The sequence below is a fragment of the Vibrio sp. HS-50-1 genome (genome assembly GCF_024747315.1).
GTDB classification, from domain to species: Bacteria; Pseudomonadota; Gammaproteobacteria; order Enterobacterales; family Vibrionaceae; genus Vibrio; species Vibrio diabolicus.
In genome coordinates this window covers 622,122-643,908 of record NZ_JAMPZF010000024.1, presented here as the reverse complement: position 1 = coordinate 643,908, position 21,787 = coordinate 622,122, and the positions used below count along the sequence as shown (strand labels likewise).

Below are 21,787 nucleotides of genomic sequence, written 5' to 3'. Positions count from 1 at the left end.
AGTAACCTTACCGATATCTTTACAATTAATTATCTCAACGTAAAGATATTTAACATGAATATTTTGCTTGCAATGATCCCGGCTTTTTTTTGGGGGACAACTTATGCTGTTACTCAGTTTACGCTTCCGGACTGGCCTCCCGTTTTACTTGGTGCGCTAAGAGCATTGCCTGCGGGTCTTTTGCTCCTCGCAATAAAGCCATCTTTCCCGAAAAAGAGTGAATGGAAAGTGCTGCTTGTTTTAGGAACTATCAACATCGCTTGCTTCTTTGGTCTCATTTTTGTCATGGCGTTGACGCTTCCTTCTGCGATCTCAGGTGTAGGTATGGTATCAGTGCCCGTTTTTGCGATGCTGTTTGGCTGGGCAGTCTATAAGCGCCAGCCAAGCGCAATACAGGCAATAAGTGGAGCGACTTTGATTGCTTTGGCTTGGTTCTTATTTGATCCTAGTTCTATTTCGCTCAACCCTATGGGTTTGCTGGCGATGATCTCCGCCATCATGTGTATTGTGGTAGGCAGTAGCGTAACGAAATCACTAGGAACGAAAATGCATTGGTGGACAGTATTAACATGGCAGCTCATTTTGGGTGGTGTGATTATGTCTGTCGCAACAAGCGTGCTAGCAATAAACAATCCAGAGCCATACGTTACAGCCATTCAAAACTTATCAATGACGAACACCCTTGGGCTGCTGTGGGTGATCATTCTGAACACTGCATTAGGCTACGGCATGTATGTTTGGCTATTGCAGCGTATGTCGGTCGTTGACTTTACTTTTGGTGGCATTGCCAACCCCGTTGCGGGCATTGTGTCAGGTTTGCTGCTATTAGGTGAGACTTTCACCCCTCTCCAATACAGCTTGATGCTAGGGATGATTGTTATGTCATTGCTCCCTCAATTGATCGCTTCATTAAAAACCAAAAAAGCCGCCCTTTCTTCCTAAGTAAAATCCTAACGCCCGATGCTAGAATCGGGCGTTCATATTCTCTGTAAACTCCGTTTGAATTCTAAGACCTCAACAGGTGTTCTATCGAACAGTGAACCCAAAAAGGTTAAGTAATAAAAAAAGGTTAAGTAATAAAAAAGGTGCCGAAAGACACCTTTAATAATGAATACGCCCCATTATGCCTTGCTTTAAGTCATCACAAGGTTGTTAATAGGCTCTGGTTTAGCGTAGACATACCCTTGAATAAGGTAAATAGAATGCTGAGCCAAATACGCGACTTGAGCCTCGCTCTCTACACCTTCTGCAATCATCTCACATTCCGCTTTCTTTGCTGCCGAGACAATAGAATCTAACACTTTCAATTTTTGGTCATCAGAGCCTATTGGATCGATGAACATCTTATCCACTTTTAAGCATCGGATACCCAGATCTTGCAAATAAGAAAAGCCGCCATACCCAGTCCCAAAATCGTCAATTTTGAACTTGTAGCCTTTATTCGCCAGATACAAAATCTCTTTTTTCGCTGCCTCTGTATCTTTTACAGGAATTCGCTCGGTCAACTCAAAATGGACTCTCTTCGGACATGGCCAATTCAGTTCTGACAGTAACTTAGTGAGTTCACCTGACTCTAAATGGGAAGAAACAATATTGATGCTGACCCACACATGCTCAGGTAACACACTAAGATCTTGTATGATTTTACGAATAAGCTGATTCGTCATTGGGACAATCAGACCACTTTCTTCTGCAGCGCCGATGAACATGTTTGGCGGCACCATACCATCACGGCGAGACCACCGAATCAGTGCTTCATACCCCACTGTTACACCATCACGACTATCGACAATCGCTTGGTAATAAGGGACAAATTCCGCATTATTAATCCCATTCTGGATCAAGCCTTTGATAGACTTTCTCAAGCTCTTACTGGACACATATACAAACGCAAAAGCCAGCCCCATAAGCACACTGACTAGGCCTCCCCATAGAAAGACTCTTTCCTGAGCATAACTCTTCAGTTTCTCGCCACTGTGTATTTTGATGAGCATATTGGCTTGAGACTCAGCCGAGAAGAATAACTCCTTTGAAACTGCCGCTTCTTCTGCTGCAATGGCTGGTTTTCCTCGACTTATTGTTAAATCTCCAAATACAGGCTCATCATATATAAACTCGACGAACAAACAGTCTTCACAAGGCGTTTTTATCACTTCTTTAACCCAACTATTATCGAGAACCCAGACAACTTCAACATGTTCATTTTCATAAATGACCATCCACTCAACTTGATCTTGGTGTTCCGGTAAAATAAGTGATGCAAAAAAGTTTTCGCCAAGCTGAAATCGTTGCGCATTGGATAAATGAGATACTTCACGACCAATCGTGGAGCATGTTTTACCGTCACTCGTTTCCATCGCAATGAAACGGATGTAATGGTTATAAAAACGTGGGTCGCGTAATGTTCTAACATCACTATTACTGCACGTGAAATCTAACTGCGAAACCTGCTTTACAATCGCCTCATCCAAATACATGGATCGTTGGTGTAAATAATCGACATAGGTGTCTATTTTAGTCTCTTTGATATAGCTGATGTAAAAATTGGCTATTGAATTAAAAGCCACAACAAAAACTGCAATGGGAACTAGGCCAAGCAAAATGGCATTTCTTGTTATCTTTGTAATCAAAGTTCCTCCTAACGTTCAGCCAAACAACTTAAATTAAAGAGTGACATGAACACTATCTCACGTTCACACACCAAAAAGTGAGGATCGAATCTCAATAAGAAGTATAGAAGTGCAAGGCTTGCCACAGAAAAATGAGAGTACTGCTGCATATCCAAGATAGCAACTCTCTTGAGTGAGACTTACCGACGATAATCGCGAGAAAAGAGGGGGTTATGCTCAACATAACCAATGTATAAAACGACTTTTTTGCCATCCAATGACTCGCCACAGTCACTAACTTTCTAATTGACCTTTGAAGGCACTAGCAACACACTGCATGATAAAATAGGAAAAGCTACTTAGAGCTTTTTACCAGCATTACAGGCTTATCGACCAGGGAGGGTCATGAAATGAAATTAGCTCAATTAAATATTGCGCTTGCTAAATATCCTTTGGATGCACCAGAAATTAAAGAGTTCGTAGACAATTTGGACTTAATTAATGGTATAGCTGAAGAAAGTGAAGGCTTTATTTGGCGTCTAAAAGACGACTCCGGTGATGCAACAAACATTAAATTATTTGATGACCCGAACATGATTGTAAACATGTCTATTTGGGAAAGTACTGACTCACTTAAAAACTTTATGTTTCGTACCGGTCATAGAGATTTCATGCGCCGAAAAAGCGAATGGTTTCATCGTCTAGCGGAGGATAGCTATGTTCTGTGGTGGGTAGAAGACGGTTATATACCAACACCACAAGAAGCCTTGTTACGCCTTCAGCATTTGCGCGAAAACGGAGATACACCATTTGCTTTCACATTTAAAACAAACTTTACAGAAGCAGATCTTGTGTAAAGTACGTGTATAACAAAAAATCACGTTCAAATTTACACTGACTATAAGGTTAATTGGTGTGAATCACTGTCAGTTCTACCGACTTACTCGGGAAGAAATGCAAGTGAACGCATAAAATGCGTTCACTTGGTTTATCGCTCATAGGGTGTTCTATTTCAGAAATAAAGTTCATTCGTGCTAAATTTACGGTACCATGCACAATTGACCAAATTGTAGTTATTCATGATTATACCAACTAAGACTCCCTCTCCCCTGCCCTCTGATGTATCTTGCTCTAACTGTAAGGCTTGTTGTTGCCGTCTCGAGGTTATGATTATTTCAGATACTGGCGTACCTGAAGAGTTTATTGCGCGAGACCAGTATGGAGGCGAAACAATGATGCGGCTAAATGATGGTTGGTGTGCAGCTTTAGACAGAGACACATTAATGTGTACGATTTACGAAAATAGGCCTTGGATTTGCCGCGAATTCGAAATGGGCTCCAATGAATGTTTAGATGAACGAGTTAAATTCTTGTAAAACCACTCAAATTTACACTGATGGCAATGCGGAGTATTTGTAGAAAGTGTGCAAAGGAAAAGTAAGGTGTTTAAATCTGAGTATCAACAAATTATGGATACAAAAAAGCCCACCGTTTGGTGGGCTTTTTCTAAAATTTGGTGGGTCCGGGCGAACTCGAATCGCCGACCCCTACCATGTCAAGGTAGTACTCTAACCAACTGAGCTACGGACCCAAATTTTGTGTTCCTAACCATTCAATTCAGAATGGTGCGTCCGAGTGGACTCGAACCACCGACCCCCGCCATGTCAAGGCGATACTCTAACCAGCTGAGCTACGGACGCATTTCTCTGGAACGACGAGGATATTAGCTATAAGCGAACGACGGTGCAAGCACAAATTTACCAACTTTGAACCGTTTGGCGAAAATGTAAACTCAACACGCGTTTTCAGATGATTTTATCGACAAGGACTGAGCCTGCAGGGTTTAAAAGTGTGATCTATATAACTTTTATTATCTCACTTAATTGTCGTAAGGCACTTCACTGAGCATCCAAATCTGTAAGGTTTGCGATACCTTAGGGCAAGTGCCGAACAAAATCTGATATTTAGGTTTAAATGGTTCGCCGATATAGGTTGTACGAATCAACTCTCCTGTTTTGACGTCCACTTGAGTGCTCACCCTGCCTTTGAAGTTTTGAAATATGACAAACTGCTCACTGTGGTAAACCATTTGCTCTCGGTAAAACAAGAAATGATCTTGGGGTGTCTCTGTCAATTCACACTCCAGTGGTTTCAAATTAGGTATCGCACTAACATTAGATGCGATGAACAACGCTGACAAAATCCATCCGTATCGCATATAGCTTCCCTATTCTGCACTCTTTTTCAAAGTATAGGTCTTGCCTTGAGGACAGATACAAAAAAGGCTTTGATCATCTCTAATCAAAGCCCCTTATTTCTGCTGGTTAATTGTCGTGTTTAGTCGTCCGCCTCAAACACAACGTTATAATTTTCGGTGTATGTACAATTTGGTTGGCGGCTGCAAGTAAAGAAGCGTCGACCTTTGAATTCACCTTGGCTTGCGGTTTTAATGATCATCGGACTGCCGCATTTTTTGCAAAAGCGCACTTCTTTATCAGGCTCAATCAAATCTATATGTGCCGCAAGCAAACGACGTAATCGCCCAACTTGATAACTGTGCTTTATCGAAGCGCCGATTAAAGGTAGGTTTGCTGTCTTACAAACATGGATCAGTAACTTTTGTCTTTCTACCTTGCCCTTGCTTAACTCTTGCCCGTTATCCAATTCAACGATCACACGCGGCTCTAGCGTCCTAGGATCACAAATAACGTAATCAAAATAACTTCGAGATATGCGATTGTTCGCGACAAAAAACTGCTTCTTATTTTTGATTTCTTTTGGCGTAACCAAACTGGACATGTTTACTTTCGCGAATACCACCGCATGTTCACCTACCGCTGCCCTCAACGCATTATAGAATGCGCTCTCTTGCCCCCTGAGTAGCGGTCCTTTCGAGCGATAAGGATAATCACGCGTGTCATCGTGCTTAATCACGTACTTTTGAATAACAAAGAAGAATAAAACCAGAAGAACAACAATGATAAAAATGTTGGTCATAAATAAAGTGCATCCAAAACAACTCGTTGCTCAAAGCGTAAATGGAAATGTTATGCAGAGCAACAAAACCTCGCAATTTTGAGGCGCCACGACGATAGCGAGAAACAGAAAATTTTGCTCACCAATAAAAACGAGCCAATCACACACTTGGATTGGCTCGTTTAAATTTTGTTAATACATTATGTATGCTAAGAATCAACTATTAGCGTCTGGCTGATTCTCTGGCATCGCATCAATAAAAGCTGGCAGTTGATTGCATGACTGCACAACAGCGTTAATGGTTGGATAAAGAGAGGTATCTACACCAAAGCGTTGTGCGTTATAAAATTGTGGTACCAGACAAATATCGACAATAGATGGCGAGCTTGTCAGGCTAAACTTGCAATCACCATTTAGTTTACGATGCTTCTGAAGTTTCTCTTCTAATGCTGTAAAACCTTTGTGGATCCAGTGATGAATCCAAGCGACTTTACGCTCTGGTTCGCAAGCTAGCTCCCCCTCTAAATACTGTAGAACTCTTAAGTTATTCAGGGGATGAATCTCCATTGCAATATCCTGAGCCAAAGCTAGCGCTTGGTATCGAAGCGGCGTTTGCTCGGGGATCACAGTGACATCCGGGTAGTGTTCTTCTAAGTATTGAATGATCGCCAGTGACTGGGTTAACTGAACCTCCCCATCCACCAGCAAAGGAACCAGTTCAGAAGCGTTTAACTCATGGTACTCGTCACTGTGTTGTTCGCCACCATTGCGCACCAAGTGTACCGATTTTGAATCATACGATAACTCTTTAAGATTCAAGCAAATACGCACACGATACGCCGCCGATGATCGCCAGTATCCGTATAAAATCATGCTATCGCTCATATCGTCTCCCAACCAGCATTGTTAGTGCTTGAGATATTGGCTAACTTGTTGGTCAATCGAGCCGAATATGTTGTTGCCATCCGCATCGAACATTTCCAATCTGATTGAATCTCCAAACGACATGAAGTTAGTCGACGGTTTACCATCACGAATGGTTTCAATCATGCGAACTTCCGCGATGCATGAATAACCAACACCTCCCTCCTCAATCGAAGTGCCATGTTCGGTGCCTTGCTTATTAGATACCGTACCTGAGCCAATAATCGCCCCAGCGGATAGCGGGCGCGTTTTAGTCGCATGAACAATTAAGTCTGCAAAATCAAACGTCATATCGATACCCGCATTTGGGCGACCAAACGGCTTGTGGTTGTAGGTCGAGACCAGTGGTAAATGCACTTTGTTTTCGTACCACGCATCGCCGAGTTCGTCAGGTGTTACTGCCACAGGAGAAAACGCAGAAGAAGGTTTAGATTGGAAAAAACCAAACCCTTTAGCTAATTCTGCGGGAATTAGGCCACGCAGTGAGACATCATTCACCAGCATGATCAAACGAATCGACTCCTGAGCCTCTGCAACACTCGCGCCCATTGGTACGTCACCAGTTACCACAGCGACTTCACCTTCGAAATCAATACCCCATTCATCACTGCCAAACTCGATGTTGTCACAAGGTCCAATAAAGGCATCAGAGCCTCCTTGGTACATCAACGGGTCCGTCCAAAAACTCTCTGGCATTTCAGCGCCGCGAGCTTTTCGAACCAACTCAACGTGGTTTACGTAAGCACTGCCATCAGCCCACTGATAAGCGCGAGGAAGCGGCGACTCGCAGTAGTGCGCTTCAAACTCTTCATACCCTGCAACCGTGCCATTGTTCAGTGCAACGTATAGCTCTTCCAGTTGCGGTGCTAGCGTATCCCAGTTATCAAGTGCCACCTGCATCGTCGGTGCTAAGTTCATGGGGTGGAAAATTTCTGTCGCTGGTACGCAGCGCGTTAAGTCTTTGCTCACGACCATCAACAAACCGTCACGAGTGCTATTTTTCTTGGTTGCTAATTTCATCCTTGCCTCTTACTTCTCTTGCCAGCTATAGACGTATTCTTTGTTTTCTACTTTTTCCAGCTCATCCGAAAACTGAAGTGCGTGACGCGTATCAATCATGACCGCAACTTCGTCGGTGAAAGTCTTCTTATGCTCTCGCCCTGCTTTGAATGCTTTCGGGTGAGGACCATGCGTAAATCCTGCTGGATGGAATGTCACCATGCCTGCTTCAATGTTGTCACGGCTGAAAAAATCACCTGCATGGTAGAACAAGACTTCGTCATAATCGTCATTGTTGTGGTAGAACGGTACTTTGAGCGCTCCAGGATCACTTTCAATTGGACGAGGAACGAAGGTACACACCACAAATCCTGCTCCTACAAATGTAGTATGTGCAGAAGGCGGTAAATGGTAACGATGTGACATAAGTGGACGAATATCACGCCAGTTCACTTTTACTACCGCCAAATCACCATGCCACCCAATCGCATCCAACGGGTTGAATGGGTAAGTGATAACACTGACTTTATCGTGGCGTTTCACCTGAACCTGTGTTTGATTTTCAGAATATTGAGCACGGAACTGATCGTTGATCGACGGCGTTTCTAGAACCGCCGGATCAAACACCGCGTGGTTTCCAACCATGCCTTTTTCGGGCAATGTATAAGCCGCATCGGTGTTTTCGATCATCAGAATGAACATCGGCTCGCTTGGCTCTAAACGCCAGCTCGTTGAGCGCGGGATCATGACATAATCCCCTTCGCTCACTTTCAAATGACCATAATCACAGTAGAGATCTGCCGTACCTTGGTGGATGAATAGCAGTTCGTCGCCATCTGCATTTCTCACCAAGAAGTCCATTTTTTCATCCATACGCCAGACACGAACTTTACAATTCGTGTTGTGTAATAGATGTGGGACTGCCCAAGGGGTAATATGGCTGGCTTTCTCGACTAGATTAAAATCAAATGCTCGTGGACGTAGCTCGCCTTCCCACTCAGACCACTCCGTTGGGGCATGTTGATGATGAAAATGTGTTGCGGGGCCGAAGAAGCCACTTCGACCTGCCTCACGTTCATAAATTGCCTCTTCCGGGAAGTCAGCATGCGCTTGTTTAGAGCACACTCCCTCCCGGTGAGGGAATGTGATCCATTTATGCATCGCTCAATACTCCTCGGCGAATTTGGTCTTCTTCTATCGATTCAAACAACGCTTTGAAGTTACCCTCGCCAAAGCCTTCATTGCCTTTACGTTGGATGATTTCGAAGAACACAGGGCCGATAACGGTTTGAGTAAAGATTTGTAGCAAGATGCCATCTTTCGTTGGCGCACCATCAATAAGAATCTGCAAATCACGAAGCTTGCTTACATCTTCACCGTGGCCTTCAACACGCTCATCGACTTTCTCGTAATAAGTATCTGGCGTTGGCATAAAGTCCATGCCGCGCTCACGCAAGGTTTTGACCGTTTCGTAGATGTCGTCTGTGGTCAATGCGATGTGTTGAATACCTTCGCCATTGTATTCACGGATAAACTCTTCAATCTGTGATTTATCATCTGACGACTCATTGATAGGAATTCGGATTTTGCCGCAAGGTGCGGTCATCGCACGGCTGACAAGACCTGTCAGCTTACCTTCGATATCGAAATAACGAATTTCGCGGAAGTTACCAATGCGCTCATAGAAACCAGACCAGACATCCATGTTGCCTTGCTTAACGTTGTGCGTTAAGTGGTCGATTTCGTAAAGACCAACATTCGCTTTTGATAAACGCTCATCAGCATCATCATAAAAACGAAAATCGACATCATAGATGCTCTGCTTTCCATAACGATCGACAAAATAAAGCAAGCTTTCACCGATGCCATAAATAGCAGGAATGCTTAGCTCCATCGGCCCAATTTCCGTTTTATATTCTTTACCGCCATTCTCTAACGCATGCGCCAGAGCAACGGTGGCGTCTTTCACACGAAATGCCATGCCACAAACCGACGGACCGTGAACTCTGGCGAATCCCTCAGCTTGGCTATGCGGCTGCGCATTCACAATAAAGCTAATGTCACCTTGTCGATATAACCACGCTTCTTTTGAGCGATGCTTTGCAATTTCCGCAAAACCTAACGATATAAACAGATCTTTAAGCTGTTGAATGCCTTTGTTGTCAGCAGCGGTATATTCAACAAACTCAAATCCGTCTGTTCCTAGTGGGTTATATGCATCAACCATGACTTTCTCCTTGTCTCAGTAGCTTTTGTTTGGACTTATTTTTCTAACTTGGCGCAGGTCTTGAGAAATTGGAATACGTGGGGAGAAATCTTTACCTTGGCGATTTTTACGCATAATTGTAAAATATATGTTACATACAGGAGGCGCGTCGAATCCACTTTCGTAAACATCAAATAAACTGCTTATTTTCAATATATTAGATTGATATTTTCGGCTTTACGCCAACATATAAAATGTAAACAAGTTGTTACTTTGGCATTTTATCTTGGCAACGTAGCTCAAAAAGCAAAAGGGGATGGAAAGTCTATTGCACCCTATCTCTATCCGATTTATTCATTTGATCCTGCAAAACATCAAAAGTAATGTTTCGTGACGCTTCATACAGTTCGAAAGGCTCATCGGTCAGAATCGTGTCATGGATACCCCTTTATTGATTCACCTCAGTTTTATTTAAAAGTAACTGTGCCATAAGTGGTGCTCTGTTCCCTATCGAGCCGAGCCACAAGGCTTCACGCTCGATCAGAAAAAGAGACATCTAATGACACACATCAATCAAGAACGCTTAGTTGAACATTTTTGCCAACTGGTACGTATCGATAGCGAATCAACAAACGAAAAACAAATTGCAGAAACACTGGCAGAGCAGCTAGGCGAGCTAGGCTTTACCGTGCACAAGCTTCCAGTACCTAAGCACATTTCTAACGGCTTTAACGTGTACGCCCGTTTAGACGGCAAAAAAGATGGCTCTATCCTAATGAGCAGTCATATGGATACAGTCACACCGGGCATTGGCATTGAGCCAATCATCGAAGACGGCGTTATCCGTTCAAAAGGCAATACGATTCTTGGTGGCGATGATAAATCTGGTATTGCTGCCATCATGGAAGCCGTTCGTTGTATTCAAGCGGAAAACCTTGAGCACAAAACGTTAGAACTTGCTTTCACCGTGTATGAAGAAGGCGGTTTATTCGGTTCACAATACTTCGATATGTCACACGTCACTTCAACGGAAGCAATCGTGTTAGATACGGGTGGTCCTATTGGCACTATTGTGACCGCAGCCCCAGGCCAGCAAAAAATCGTGGCAACAATCAAAGGTCGACCAGCACATGCAGGGCTTGCGCCAGAAGAAGGCATCAGTGCGATCATGGTGGCGGCAGATGCCATCAACCAAATGAAGCTGCTTCGCATCGACGAAGAAACGACAGCCAACATCGGTATAGTGAATGGCGGTCAGGCCACAAACATTGTTATGCCTGAATTAAAAATCGTGGCAGAAGCACGCTCCCTGAATGGCGATAAACTAGATGCTCAGGTCAATCATATGATCTCAACATTAGAGTCTGTCTGTGAAAAACACGGTGCAGAAGTCGAAATTGAATCTAGCCGAGCCTACGACGCTTTTGTTATTGAAGAAAACCACCCACACGTAAACGCTATAAAAGCAGCGTTTTCAGAGTTGGGAATTGACGCCTTCACAAAAGGCACTGGCGGCGGTAGCGATGCCAACAACTTTAACAAGAAAGGTCTCACAACTGTCAACCTTTCAACTGGCATGGCAAAAGTACACACGACAGAAGAGTTTATCGCGGTAAGTGATATGGTCAAAGCCACTGAGTTCGTGAAACATTTCCTAGTCAGTTAACGTCATGCCTTTTGAAAAGCAGACTGACTATCTTCCCCTTCTAGCCTGTGCTTGAAGGGGATTTTAATTTGTATCGAAGCAAAATTACTTCCCGTCATGCCAACTTGATATCAGATCTTCAAAGAAATTCCCCTAGCTCACTTTTTGAGACTAGACAGCTCAACACCTGACACCCTGTTACAGTAATGTTAAAACTCGATTGTGTAGACAATTTATACAATATACATTTTTGGCATCTTTCAGGATGAAAAGAGTGAGACAAGGATGAAATTACCTAAGTTGCTTTTATTAGCGTCGATGATGAGTCCAATACTGGCAACATCAAGCTATGCCGCGCCGTATCCCGTAGGTGTGACCCTCGATGAGACACAAGAAATTACGCTAAACAATGGGGCTGAAGTTACTTCTATTGACCCAGCCAAGCAAGCCGCAGAGCCCGCTTTCAATCTCGGTCGAGACCTGTTTGAAGGTCTGGTCATTCAAGATAAGCAAGGTAAAACCATTCCTGGTGTTGCTGAATCTTGGTCAGTCAATGACAACAATACGGTTTATACCTTCCACTTACGTGATGCAAAATGGTCAAATGGCGAAACGGTCACTGCACAAGATTTTGTCTACAGCTGGCAACGCTTACTGAATCCAAGCACTGCTTCACCGTACGCTTGGTTTGCGGCCATTCCAAATATCGAAAACTCGCAAGCCATTATGAAGGGCGAAGCCGAGCCTGAGTCTTTGGGCGTGAAGGCGCTGGATGAAAAAACATTCCAGGTTACACTCGAAGAGCCTATTCCCTTCTTTACGAAACTATTAAGTCATCCCGTACTTGCACCCGTTCATAAAGCGACCGTTGAAAAACATGGCAACCGTTGGACCCAGCCTGAGCATATAGTTACAAATGGTGCGTTTACTGTCTCTGAATGGAAAGTTAACGAAAAACTGGTGATGGTTAAAAATCCACATTATTGGGACGCAAGCAATGTAGTGCTGGAAAAAGTCACTTGGCTACCAATTGGTGATGCAAACGTAGTGCTAAACCGCTACCTAGCTGGTGAGATAGACCAAGCGGTTTCCATTCCTGCCGCCCAGAAGAAAAAGTTAATTCAACAACGCCCACAAGAAGTGGCAAGCACCAGTGCTTCTCTTGGCTCCACATTCTATTACCTCAACACTCAACAAGGGCCAACAAAAGACGTGCGGGTTCGTAAAGCCCTCTCATATGCCATTGACCGTCAACTGTTAACGAGTGCTATTTTGAGAAACGGTGGGGTTCCAATGTATACCCTTGTGCCACCTCAAACAGATGGTTTTAAATCTCACACTCCTGAGTTCGCAACTTGGAACCGCCATAAACGTATCGAAAAAGCGCAGCAATTACTGTCAGAAGCTGGATACGATAAAAGCAATCCGCTTAAGTTAACGTTTACCGTACCAACTTTCTCGATGGACGTAAAAATGGCAACCACCATGGCAGGCATGTGGAAAAGCCGACTGGGTGCGCAAGTCACGATAAAACAGCTAGAACCGAAAGTGTTCTACGCACTTAAAGAGCCGACCGACATTACTCGCGGCGGCTGGACAGCCGACTACAATGAAGCCTCTACGTGGTTAGATATCTTTGTTTCTAATGGCGAGTACAACGATTCTCGTTATAACAACCCGCAATACGACGAGTTAATGGCTCGCTCAAAGACCATGAGCAACCCATCAGAACTGTATCTACAAGCAGAAAGCATGCTGATTGAAGACATGGCCATTATTCCTATTTATCGTCCGGGTAACGATCAATACCTCATCAAGCCTTACGTGGGCGGCTACGAACTGACAAACCCTGAGTCGTCGTACTACCGCAAGAATGTCTATGTAAAAGCCCACTAAAAGCATGTTTTCGGTCTGAGTCGGCAAGTTCAATGTTTACTTGCCGTTCCTCATATCTCTCGGTGGAGAAGGCAACCTGAGCTCAGACCATTTTTTATTCATAACCGTTCGAAGTGATTTCGGATGACCAAAGGATGATGGATCATGATTTGGTACATTGTTAAGCGATTAGCTATCGCTATCCCCACGCTTCTATTCATCGCACTCGTATCATTTTGGCTGATGCACATTGCACCAGGGGGGCCATTTGATATGGAACGGCCTATGCCAGAGGTGGTACGTGCGAATATCGAAGCAAAATTCCATTTGGACCAGCCCTTCCTTACTCAGTTTTGGATTTACATTGGTAATTTCATACAAGGAGATCTCGGTCCGAGCTTCGTTTATCAAGACTTCAGTGTTACACAGCTCGTCGCACAATCATGGCCAGTTTCAGCAGTATTAGGCGTACTCTCCTTTTGCATTTCCGTTCCACTTGGCATGTTGCTTGGCACCATTGCGGCATTGAACCGAAATAGCCGCCTAGATTACGGCCTGATGACACTTTCGATGACTGGAGTTGTGGTTCCGGCTTTCGTGCTTGCTCCAGTTTTAGTCATGATCTTCGCCATTCAGCTCGGCTGGTTCCCTGCTGGTGGTTGGGAAGGAGGAAAGCTGGCTTTTCTTGTTCTTCCCGTGCTCAGCCTGGCGATTGGCTCCATTGCGAGTATTGCACGCGTCATGCGTGGCGCAATGATTGAAACACTCAACCAACCATACATTCGAACGGCAAAGGCCAAAGGTTTGTCCACAACCTACATTTTATTCCATCATGCTTTGCGACCATCCCTTATTCCCGTCGTTGCGATGCTCGGCCCTGCGTTTGTGTCTGTTGTGACAGGCTCGGTGATTATCGACATTTTCTTTGGTACAGGTGGCATGGGACAACACTTTGTGTCTGGTGCTCTCAACCGCGACTACGGCCTAGTAATGGGCATTACTCTGATTGTCGCTTCACTCACTATCTTCTTTAACCTTGTGGTCGACTTGCTATATACGATTATCGACCCTCGTATACGCGTTTAGGAGTACGGCATGTTAACGATCAAAAAACTGGATACACAAGCTCTTCAAGATCAAGTCGTCGACAATATTGAAGCCGTCGAAGGTCGCAGTCTTTGGCAGGATGCATGGACTCGATTTCGTAAAAACAGAGCCGCGATGACATCAGTGTATGTTTTGGCGTTCATTACCTTATGCATCACCTTCGGCCCCTCTCTTGCCGCTTTTGGCCATGATGAAATTGACTGGGAAGTGCTCATCGATCCATACGAGCTAGGAAAACCTTCACTGAGCAGTGGTCATTACTTTGGTACCGATGATCTCGGGCAAGATGTTTTCGCTCGCACGATGCAAGGTGGCAGGCTCTCTATTTTGGTAGGTTTTGTTGGCGCCTTAGTCGCCGTTGTTATTGGTACGATTTGGGGAAGTATTTCCGGCTATCTTGGCGGCGTTGTCGATAGCGTAATGATGCGCATTATTGAGGTGCTCGATTCGGTGCCATTTATGTTTATGGTTATCCTGTTTGTTACCCTTTTTGGCAACAACATCTACCTGATTTTTATCGTGATCGGAATGGTATCTTGGCTGGGCATTGCCCGTGTTGTACGTGGCGTCACCTTCGGTCTAAAAAAGCGAGAGTTCATCGAAGCCGCACACTCTATTGGGGTTTCTAAATTGACAATTGTCCGACGCCATGTTCTGCCTAATGTTCTTGGGATCGTGATGGTTTATTCCTCCTTAATGGTACCAGGATTCATTATGTTCGAATCGTTTTTGAGCTTCTTAGGGCTTGGTGTTCAACCACCAGACACGAGCTGGGGAATCCTAATTTCCGAAGGCGCAAAAACGATTGACGTTGCATTGTGGATGCTGCTTTTTCCCTCTCTGTTTTTAGTTGCCACCCTCTTTTGTTTTAACTTCATCGGCGATGGCTTGCGTGATGCTCTTGACCCGAAAGACCGATAAGGACAAACCCATGCTATCTATTGAAAACATGAACGTGCGCTTCGATACGCCAGATGGGCAAGTGCAAGCGGTCAGTAATCTCTCCTACTCGATTAAAGCGGGCGAAACTCTTGGGATTGTTGGGGAATCAGGTTCGGGAAAAAGCCAGTCTGTTTTCGCATTAATGGGGTTAACCGCGGATAACGGCGCCGTGTCTGGAAGCGCAATGTTCCACGGTGATGATTTACTCGCGATGTCTAAAAAGCAGCTCAACCGCATCCGTGCAGAGAAAATCGGAATGATCTTTCAAGATCCGATGACGTCACTCAACCCATTTATGAAAATTGGCAAACAGCTTTGTGAAGTTCTCATGATTCATAAAGGAATGACCCGAAAACAAGCAAAAATTGAATCGATTCACATGTTGGATGCGGTGCGTATTCCCTCTCCCGAAACTAGGATGAATCAATACCCTCACGAATTATCTGGCGGAATGCGTCAGCGAATCATGATAGCGATGGCCTTGTTGTGTAAGCCCGAGTTGTTAATTGCAGACGAACCAACCACCGCGTTAGATGTAACCGTTCAAGCTCAAATTTTGACGCTATTACGAGACTTACAACAAGAGTTCAATACGGCTATTTTACTGATCACTCACGATATGGGCGTCGTCGCCGAGATGTGTGATCGCGTATTGGTCATGTATGGTGGTCAAAAAATGGAGCAATCAGATACCGAGACATTGTTCGCTCAACCTGCGCACCCCTACACTCAAGGCCTGCTAAAGGCGATTCCTTCCATCACTGAAGATATGCCGCGTTTACCAACCATCCCAGGTAACCCACCAAGTGCGTTGATTAACCATCAAGGGTGTCCGTTTAAAGAGCGGTGCGAGCATCGAGAGACGCGTTGCCAATACGAAACCCCACGGTTTTCTCCATTAAACACGAGCCAGTCCATTGCCTGTCACGTTAAAGCACCCAGTGTTATCACTCCCATTCAAATAAAAGCTTAAGGAGGCGTTATGAATAAAAAAGAAGTCCTCATGTCTGCTCGTGATTTAAACGTCCACTTTCCTGTTTCACGTCATCTTATTCCAAGTCGACGTAAAATCGTGAAAGCGGTCAATGGTATCGACTTAGATGTTTACCGAGGTGAGACACTTGGCATTGTGGGGGAATCAGGCTGCGGAAAATCAACACTTGCTCGCGCCTTACTTCGCTTAATTGAACCTACACATGGCGAGTTGACTTGGAAAGGTCAAGACATGCTCGGGTTTAGTAAAAAAGAGCTTTCCTCTCGACGCAGAGAATTTCAGATGGTGTTTCAAGACCCATCCGCTTGTTTGAATCCGAGGTTAACCATCTCAGAATGCATCGCCGAACCACTGCTCACCCACGAGCCAAAGCTTAAACGGGCAGAGGTAGAAAAGCGTGTCATCGCTATGATGGATAAAGTGGGTCTCTTGGCGAGCCAGCGAAACCGCTATCCACATGAATTTTCCGGAGGTCAATGCCAGCGTGTGGGCATTGCCAGAGCATTAATTCTCAATCCAGATTTGGTCGTGTGTGATGAACCCGTTAGTGCACTAGATGTCTCCATACAAGCTCAGGTCATCAATCTTCTAGATGATCTTAAACAAGAAATGGGGTTAACACTGGTGATGATTGCGCATGACTTAAGCGTGGTGCGCCATATCAGCGACCGCGTTATGGTGATGTATCTTGGTAAACCTATGGAAGTAGGACGTTACGATCAAGTATTTGATGATGCTCAACACCCCTACACCAAAGCACTGTTATCTGCTGTCCCGATAGCTAATCCGCAATTAGCACGTGACCGTGAAATACAACTATTGCCCGGCGATCTTCCTTCTCCACTTAACCCACCGAGCGGTTGCGTTTTTCGTACTCGATGCCCAGAAGCAACAGAAGTATGCGGGCAACAGAACCCAATAAAAACAGGCTCGGAGCAGCATCATATCTATTGCTCAAATATGACTTTAGGAACCATTTAATGAACAATACTAACTCAGTAAACCAACGCCTTACGTTATTGCGTGAGGCAATGTCCTTTCACAACGTGTCTGCATATATCGTGACCAACAATGACCCGCATAACAGCGAATACTCAGCGGATCATTGGTTAGCGCGAAGCTGGATTTCAGGTTTTACCGGCTCAGCAGGCGATGTCGTCATTACCCAACAAGGTGGTGGCCTGTGGACTGATGGTCGTTACTATATTCAAGCTGAAGAACAGTTACACGGCACAGGGCTTGAACTGTTTAAAGCCAAACAACCAGAAACACCGACAATTGCCAAATGGCTGGCTACCACGCTCCCAGAAAGCAGTATTGTCGCAGTTGACGGACGTGCCATCAGTTACGCTTTTTATCAAGGCCTCAAACAAGCCTTTGAAGCGAAAAACATTAAGATCATTCTCGACCTGGATTTACTCACACCGATTTGGCTTGAAAGATCACCTCGCCCAAGTGCACCCGTATTCGAGCATCCCACCGCTTTTGCTGGCGTTGATACAGAAAATAAGTTAGCGAGAATCCGTTCTTGGTTAACCGAGAACCAAGTAGATAGCTTATTAGTGTCAACGCTAGATGATGTCATGTGGACAATGAATATTCGAGGTGGTGATACGAATTATTGCCCAGTTTCTGAAGCTTATCTAATCGTAGAGCAATCACTTGCGACACTGTTTATTGATAAAGCCAAACTGCCTCAAGACGTTGAAAAGTCGTTGACCGAGCAGAGTGTACACATTCGCCATTATAACTACGTAAGTCAGTATTTGAATCAGCAATGTGAGGGATTATCGCTCGCTTTTAGCCCGACCCACACAGACAGCTTATTGGTGAGTTCGATTGAACAGAATGTGAATCTAAAACCAATGGCTTGCCCTGTAACGGCAATGAAGGCCATAAAAAATGCGACCGAACTAACTAGCCTAGAGCAGACATTAACGGATGATGGTGTGGCAATAGTAAGGTTTATGAACTGGCTAGAAGAGCAAGTTCCAAGCGGACTCGTTACAGAATTGTCTGCTGAGGCACAACTGAATCACTATCGCCGTCAAACCCGACATTATGTAAGTGACAGTTTCCGCACTATTGCAGGCTTCGCAGCTCACGGGGCAAAAATGCATTATGCCGCCGATGAAGAAAGCAATGCAGTAGTCAATGAAAGCAACTTCTTTCTCGTCGATTCTGGTGGTCAATACCTTGGCGGGACAACAGACATCACCCGTACTTTCCACTTCGGGTCACCGACCGTTAAGCAGCGCAAAGATTATACCTTGGTGCTCAAAGCGGTCATCCGACTGACTCAGACTCGATTCATGAAAGGCTCTACGGGTGCCAATCTTGATATCATGGCGCGTGGCGTCTTATGGCAAGATGGTATTGATTACAAGTGTGGCACTGGACACGGCGTAGGTATTTGCTTGAATGTTCACGAAGGCCCACAAAATTTCTCGCAAAGCCACCGCGAGGTTGAGCTAAAACCGGGTATGGTCATTACTAATGAACCAGGCGTGTATCGCGAAGGTGAGTACGGAGTAAGAATAGAGAACATTCTTAAAGTTGTAGAAGTAGAACAAAATGAGTTCGGCACGCTTTACGGTTTTGAGACCATCACTCTTGCTCCAATTGCGACCAACGCCCTTGACTTATCAATGCTAGATCAAGCAGAGCTAGACTGGCTTAATCATTACCATTCACGTGTCTATCAGGCGCTTAGCCCTTTTCTTGATACGCAAGATAAAAACTGGCTTCAAAGCACAACCCAACTTATTGAGAAATAGGATATCAGCAAGTTTTATAACGTTTTCATTTTCATCTCAAACTCCTTATTTGCCAGCCTTCGGGCTGGTTTTTTTATAGAGATAACGGCGTAAAAACAAAAACGCCCCGCGATGTTAGCGAGGCGATCAATTAAATTAAAATGATGCAGTTAAACTGCCCTACTGACGACACTTCTGAACATCAAAATCAACGACGATGGCGGCATTCTCAAAGTCACCAGAGACTTTAACGTAGCCCCAGTAGTTACTCTGATTTGACAACGTAATACACTCTCCATTACCAATATTATCTGACCATCCGTGAAGATTAGTACCATCCGGCCAACCGGAGTTACTGTATTCAAGCTTTAGGTTGCCCGTACCGTTCCCCGTCGTTATCGCCAAATTTGAGCTCTCATTCACCGCTGGCACGCTCAGCCAAATGGTTTGTTGATTTGCCAAGCAAACAGGCTCTCCTGCTGTTAGGCGCCCACCGCTTACTTTACTTTGCACCGCGCAGTCTTGTGGCAATGTGTCATTACCGCCCAACGCTGAGATAACAACACTATGAGTGGTGGTTGCCGTCAATCCTTCACTGTCTGTCACACTTAGGCTGACCGAATACTCCCCTTCACTCCCATATTGGTGCGTCGACTTGGTTTGTGTACTTGTCGAGCCATCACCGAAGTCCCATAAGACGCTGACGATCTTCCCGTTTGGGTCTGTACTGTTTTCACTGCTAAATGTAATGCTTTCACCGACTTTCCCCTTGTTGTTTGCGGTTATGACTGCATTAGGTGCACCATTTGAGACAAGGGCTTGCTGCCACTGCTCAAACTCACTTTGATATAAATTCGCCCATTGGGTGATCGTGGCCTTGTAATTGCTCCAATTCCCTTGGCGTATTTCCACCAGCATTTGGTTTACGTCATCTTTATGATTTTCAAACATAAAACGTACAGCTAAGTACCCCCAACGATAAATTCGATCGACATCAAACCCATCATAAGTAGTCTCGAAAATCTCACTTAAGGTATACGTCGAGCCGTCTAAAATCGTCTCAAGTGCTGCTTGGTTGTCATTTTCTTGAGCGACATACTCTGCAATGCCTTCACTCCACCACACTATTTTTTCAGTTGGATGACTAAACCCTCCATAGAGATCAAATCGACCATCTAAGTAATGCACGTATTCGTGCTCTAGGTTCCAGACAAAGTGATCCGCGTTCGCATAAGAGGCTTCATAAGCAATAAAGTTGGGAATATTCCCCGGCTGGGAAGGGTCGCCCTCCAAGTACATACCGCCATTGTCAGTACTAATATCGAAAATTGGCCCTGCGTACTTACCATAATCGGTGCTTGAATCGAATATATTGACTTGGAGCTGAGTGTTGTGGTCATCTTTTACTGGCTGTTCACCAGTTTCTAAAGACTGATGAAAGTAACCCTCTTCGTAACCCATTTTAGAACATGCGGCCGCGTGTTGCTCTTGCGTCATATTCTGGGACAATATTCGAATTGTCGGGCTACAAATATAAGTTTGCGATAGCACCAAGCCTTTTAGCTCAGTTTCGAAATTACAAATTCCGAACTCACTACAATCTGCGTAATATGAGGCGGTGTCCGCCGCCGCAAGCCAAACCGCGTCACTCCGACCATACATTTCATACTGTTCAAAGATTCGACTTAGCTGACTCTTCACCACAGAACTCGCGTTACCCGTATACTTGGTCAGACGCCCGAGCTCTCGCCCCGCATTCGCGGCCATAAACTCATCTTCAGCACCGATTGATGACGCCCTTAGAGCAAAATCGCCTAAAGCTTTGGCAAGGTCTGTTTGGTTACCAATTACTTGCACAAATTGCTCGTTCCACTGCCCACCAAACAAAATAGTGAAAACACCATTAACCGCATTGCGCATATACCAGTGCTGGGCGTATTGATCATTCCAACGTGTAAGCCACTGGGTCACTTGCGGTAAGTACGCGTGCTGCAAGCCCGCACTATCCATAGTGATGATGACCTCACTAAGCACTTTGCCGTGACGGTCGCTGTTCTCGTAGAAGCTTGCGTTGTTAACAAACGCATCCACTGATTCTTTCACCGCTGGTGTGACCCATTCAATAAATGAGATGTTGTCATTGTAAAACTCGGCGTAATAGCCCGCGCGTAGGTATAAGAACAACGTTTCTAGTTCATCGCTCCCGCCACCTGTATACCCCTTCGCCAATGTCGTAGTGTGCTTAGCGATGTTGTACATATGGTCGGAGCTAAATACCGACTCTTGAACCCGACTTTCAGCAGAGAATAACTGGTTCACGCACGTCGCGCCCTGACTTAAAATTTCGCTGATCAATTGGTTACTGCTTTCGGTAACCAATGCCTCTAAATCACAAGCTGTGCTCGACTCATCAAGGCTTTCAAGTGACTGTACTCGAGTTACCTTGGAGTTCTGAATAGGGAGAGTTGCGGTTGGTTGGTATTCAACTCGATTGGATTCAACACCGTGTGTATGAGCCGAATGTGCATGTTGCTCTGTAACTTGAGAAACTGGCTCGCTTAACGCAAATACGCCAGTGCTGGTTAATGTTGTCGCAATCGCGACACTCAAAATCTTCAGTTCCATCTAATTTCTTCTATATTGAGTTTTCCTTAGATGCATTACGTCTTTTGCATCGCCACTGCCCTTATTACTGCAAGAGCATCTCCATATAATCTACTCGCAAGACAAGAAGAAACATTTTGTTAACAACTG

General features: G+C 44.8%; 18 protein-coding genes and 2 tRNA genes. 10 read left to right on the top strand and 10 right to left on the bottom strand.

The features are described 5' to 3' along the window. Positions 1-54 precede the first annotated feature (54 nt). On the top strand, positions 55-942 hold the full coding sequence (locus tag NDJ01_RS12540) for a DMT family transporter (RefSeq protein ID WP_005393452.1): 888 nt from the start codon (positions 55-57) through the stop codon (positions 940-942). A 191-nt stretch (positions 943-1,133) separates the two neighbouring features. Here NDJ01_RS12540 and NDJ01_RS12535 read toward each other — a convergent pair whose 3' ends face one another. Continuing rightward, the gene (locus NDJ01_RS12535) at positions 1,134-2,630 is read right to left on the bottom strand and encodes an EAL domain-containing protein (RefSeq protein WP_258586778.1); all 1,497 of its coding nucleotides are present in this window, start codon (positions 2,628-2,630) and stop codon (positions 1,134-1,136) included. Between the two features lie 389 nt (positions 2,631-3,019). On the opposite strand from NDJ01_RS12535, the gene NDJ01_RS12530 reads away from it, so the two are divergent. Together NDJ01_RS12530 and NDJ01_RS12525 are read left to right on the top strand one after the other, a co-directional pair. Beyond that, positions 3,020-3,466: a DUF3291 domain-containing protein gene (locus NDJ01_RS12530; protein ID WP_145532195.1), complete on the top strand. Its 447-nt coding sequence runs from the start codon at positions 3,020-3,022 to the stop codon at positions 3,464-3,466. Between the two features lie 222 nt (positions 3,467-3,688). Further along, a complete protein-coding gene (locus NDJ01_RS12525; protein WP_074191235.1) occupies positions 3,689-3,985 on the top strand; it encodes a YkgJ family cysteine cluster protein in 297 nt (98 codons plus the stop codon). 138 nt (positions 3,986-4,123) lie between these two features. Here the strand turns inward: NDJ01_RS12525 and NDJ01_RS12520 are convergent. From NDJ01_RS12520 to hppD, 8 genes are all read right to left on the bottom strand, one after another. Beyond that, positions 4,124-4,200, bottom strand: a tRNA-Val gene (locus NDJ01_RS12520). Between the two features lie 32 nt (positions 4,201-4,232). Beyond that, positions 4,233-4,309: transfer RNA gene (locus NDJ01_RS12515), tRNA-Val, on the bottom strand. A 179-nt stretch (positions 4,310-4,488) separates the two neighbouring features. Beyond that, positions 4,489-4,827 (bottom strand): hypothetical protein, encoded by a 339-nt coding sequence (locus tag NDJ01_RS12510; protein WP_005377830.1) that lies wholly within the window; start codon positions 4,825-4,827, stop codon positions 4,489-4,491. A gap of 119 nt (positions 4,828-4,946) precedes the next feature. After that, positions 4,947-5,606 carry a DUF2726 domain-containing protein gene (locus NDJ01_RS12505; protein ID WP_258586777.1) on the bottom strand — a complete coding sequence of 220 codons (660 nt, stop codon included), beginning with the start codon at positions 5,604-5,606 and terminating at the stop codon, positions 4,947-4,949. A gap of 195 nt (positions 5,607-5,801) precedes the next feature. Then, on the bottom strand, positions 5,802-6,470 hold the full coding sequence (maiA, locus tag NDJ01_RS12500; protein ID WP_005377832.1) for a maleylacetoacetate isomerase: 669 nt from the start codon (positions 6,468-6,470) through the stop codon (positions 5,802-5,804). A gap of 21 nt (positions 6,471-6,491) precedes the next feature. Then, positions 6,492-7,529, bottom strand: a complete 1,038-nt coding sequence (locus tag NDJ01_RS12495; protein ID WP_258586776.1) for a fumarylacetoacetate hydrolase family protein — start codon at positions 7,527-7,529, stop codon at positions 6,492-6,494. 9 nt (positions 7,530-7,538) lie between these two features. Continuing rightward, the gene (locus NDJ01_RS12490; RefSeq protein WP_054576459.1) at positions 7,539-8,669 is read right to left on the bottom strand and encodes a homogentisate 1,2-dioxygenase; all 1,131 of its coding nucleotides are present in this window, start codon (positions 8,667-8,669) and stop codon (positions 7,539-7,541) included. Continuing rightward, complete coding sequence (gene hppD / locus NDJ01_RS12485; protein WP_258586775.1) at positions 8,662-9,735, bottom strand: 4-hydroxyphenylpyruvate dioxygenase; 1,074 nt, start codon at positions 9,733-9,735, stop codon at positions 8,662-8,664. The genes NDJ01_RS12490 and hppD overlap by 8 nt, the downstream gene beginning before the upstream one ends. Before the next feature lie 538 nt (positions 9,736-10,273). Between hppD and NDJ01_RS12480 the strand changes: the two genes are divergently transcribed. The 7 genes from NDJ01_RS12480 (at position 10,274) to NDJ01_RS12450 (ending at position 19,054) form a co-directional block, all read left to right on the top strand. Then, positions 10,274-11,380, top strand: a complete 1,107-nt coding sequence (locus NDJ01_RS12480) for a M20/M25/M40 family metallo-hydrolase (RefSeq protein WP_258586774.1) — start codon at positions 10,274-10,276, stop codon at positions 11,378-11,380. A gap of 264 nt (positions 11,381-11,644) precedes the next feature. Continuing rightward, entirely contained in the window at positions 11,645-13,255 is a 1,611-nt protein-coding gene (locus NDJ01_RS12475; protein WP_213891634.1) for a peptide ABC transporter substrate-binding protein, read from the top strand. 144 nt (positions 13,256-13,399) lie between these two features. Next, on the top strand, positions 13,400-14,320 hold the full coding sequence (gene oppB / locus NDJ01_RS12470) for an oligopeptide ABC transporter permease OppB (protein WP_005377838.1): 921 nt from the start codon (positions 13,400-13,402) through the stop codon (positions 14,318-14,320). 9 nt (positions 14,321-14,329) lie between these two features. Next, positions 14,330-15,262, top strand: coding sequence for an ABC transporter permease subunit (locus NDJ01_RS12465; RefSeq protein WP_005377839.1), 933 nt, complete (start codon positions 14,330-14,332; stop codon positions 15,260-15,262). Positions 15,263-15,272: 10 nt separating this feature from the next. Next, on the top strand, positions 15,273-16,256 hold the full coding sequence (locus NDJ01_RS12460; protein WP_017820901.1) for an ABC transporter ATP-binding protein: 984 nt from the start codon (positions 15,273-15,275) through the stop codon (positions 16,254-16,256). Positions 16,257-16,265: 9 nt separating this feature from the next. Continuing rightward, on the top strand, positions 16,266-17,258 hold the full coding sequence (locus NDJ01_RS12455; protein WP_017633963.1) for an ABC transporter ATP-binding protein: 993 nt from the start codon (positions 16,266-16,268) through the stop codon (positions 17,256-17,258). Beyond that, the gene (locus NDJ01_RS12450; RefSeq protein ID WP_258586773.1) at positions 17,258-19,054 is read left to right on the top strand and encodes an aminopeptidase P family protein; all 1,797 of its coding nucleotides are present in this window, start codon (positions 17,258-17,260) and stop codon (positions 19,052-19,054) included. The genes NDJ01_RS12455 and NDJ01_RS12450 overlap by 1 nt, the downstream gene beginning before the upstream one ends. A gap of 159 nt (positions 19,055-19,213) precedes the next feature. Here NDJ01_RS12450 and NDJ01_RS12445 read toward each other — a convergent pair whose 3' ends face one another. After that, complete coding sequence (locus tag NDJ01_RS12445) at positions 19,214-21,658, bottom strand: collagenase (protein ID WP_258586772.1); 2,445 nt, start codon at positions 21,656-21,658, stop codon at positions 19,214-19,216. Positions 21,659-21,787: the final 129 nt, after the last annotated feature.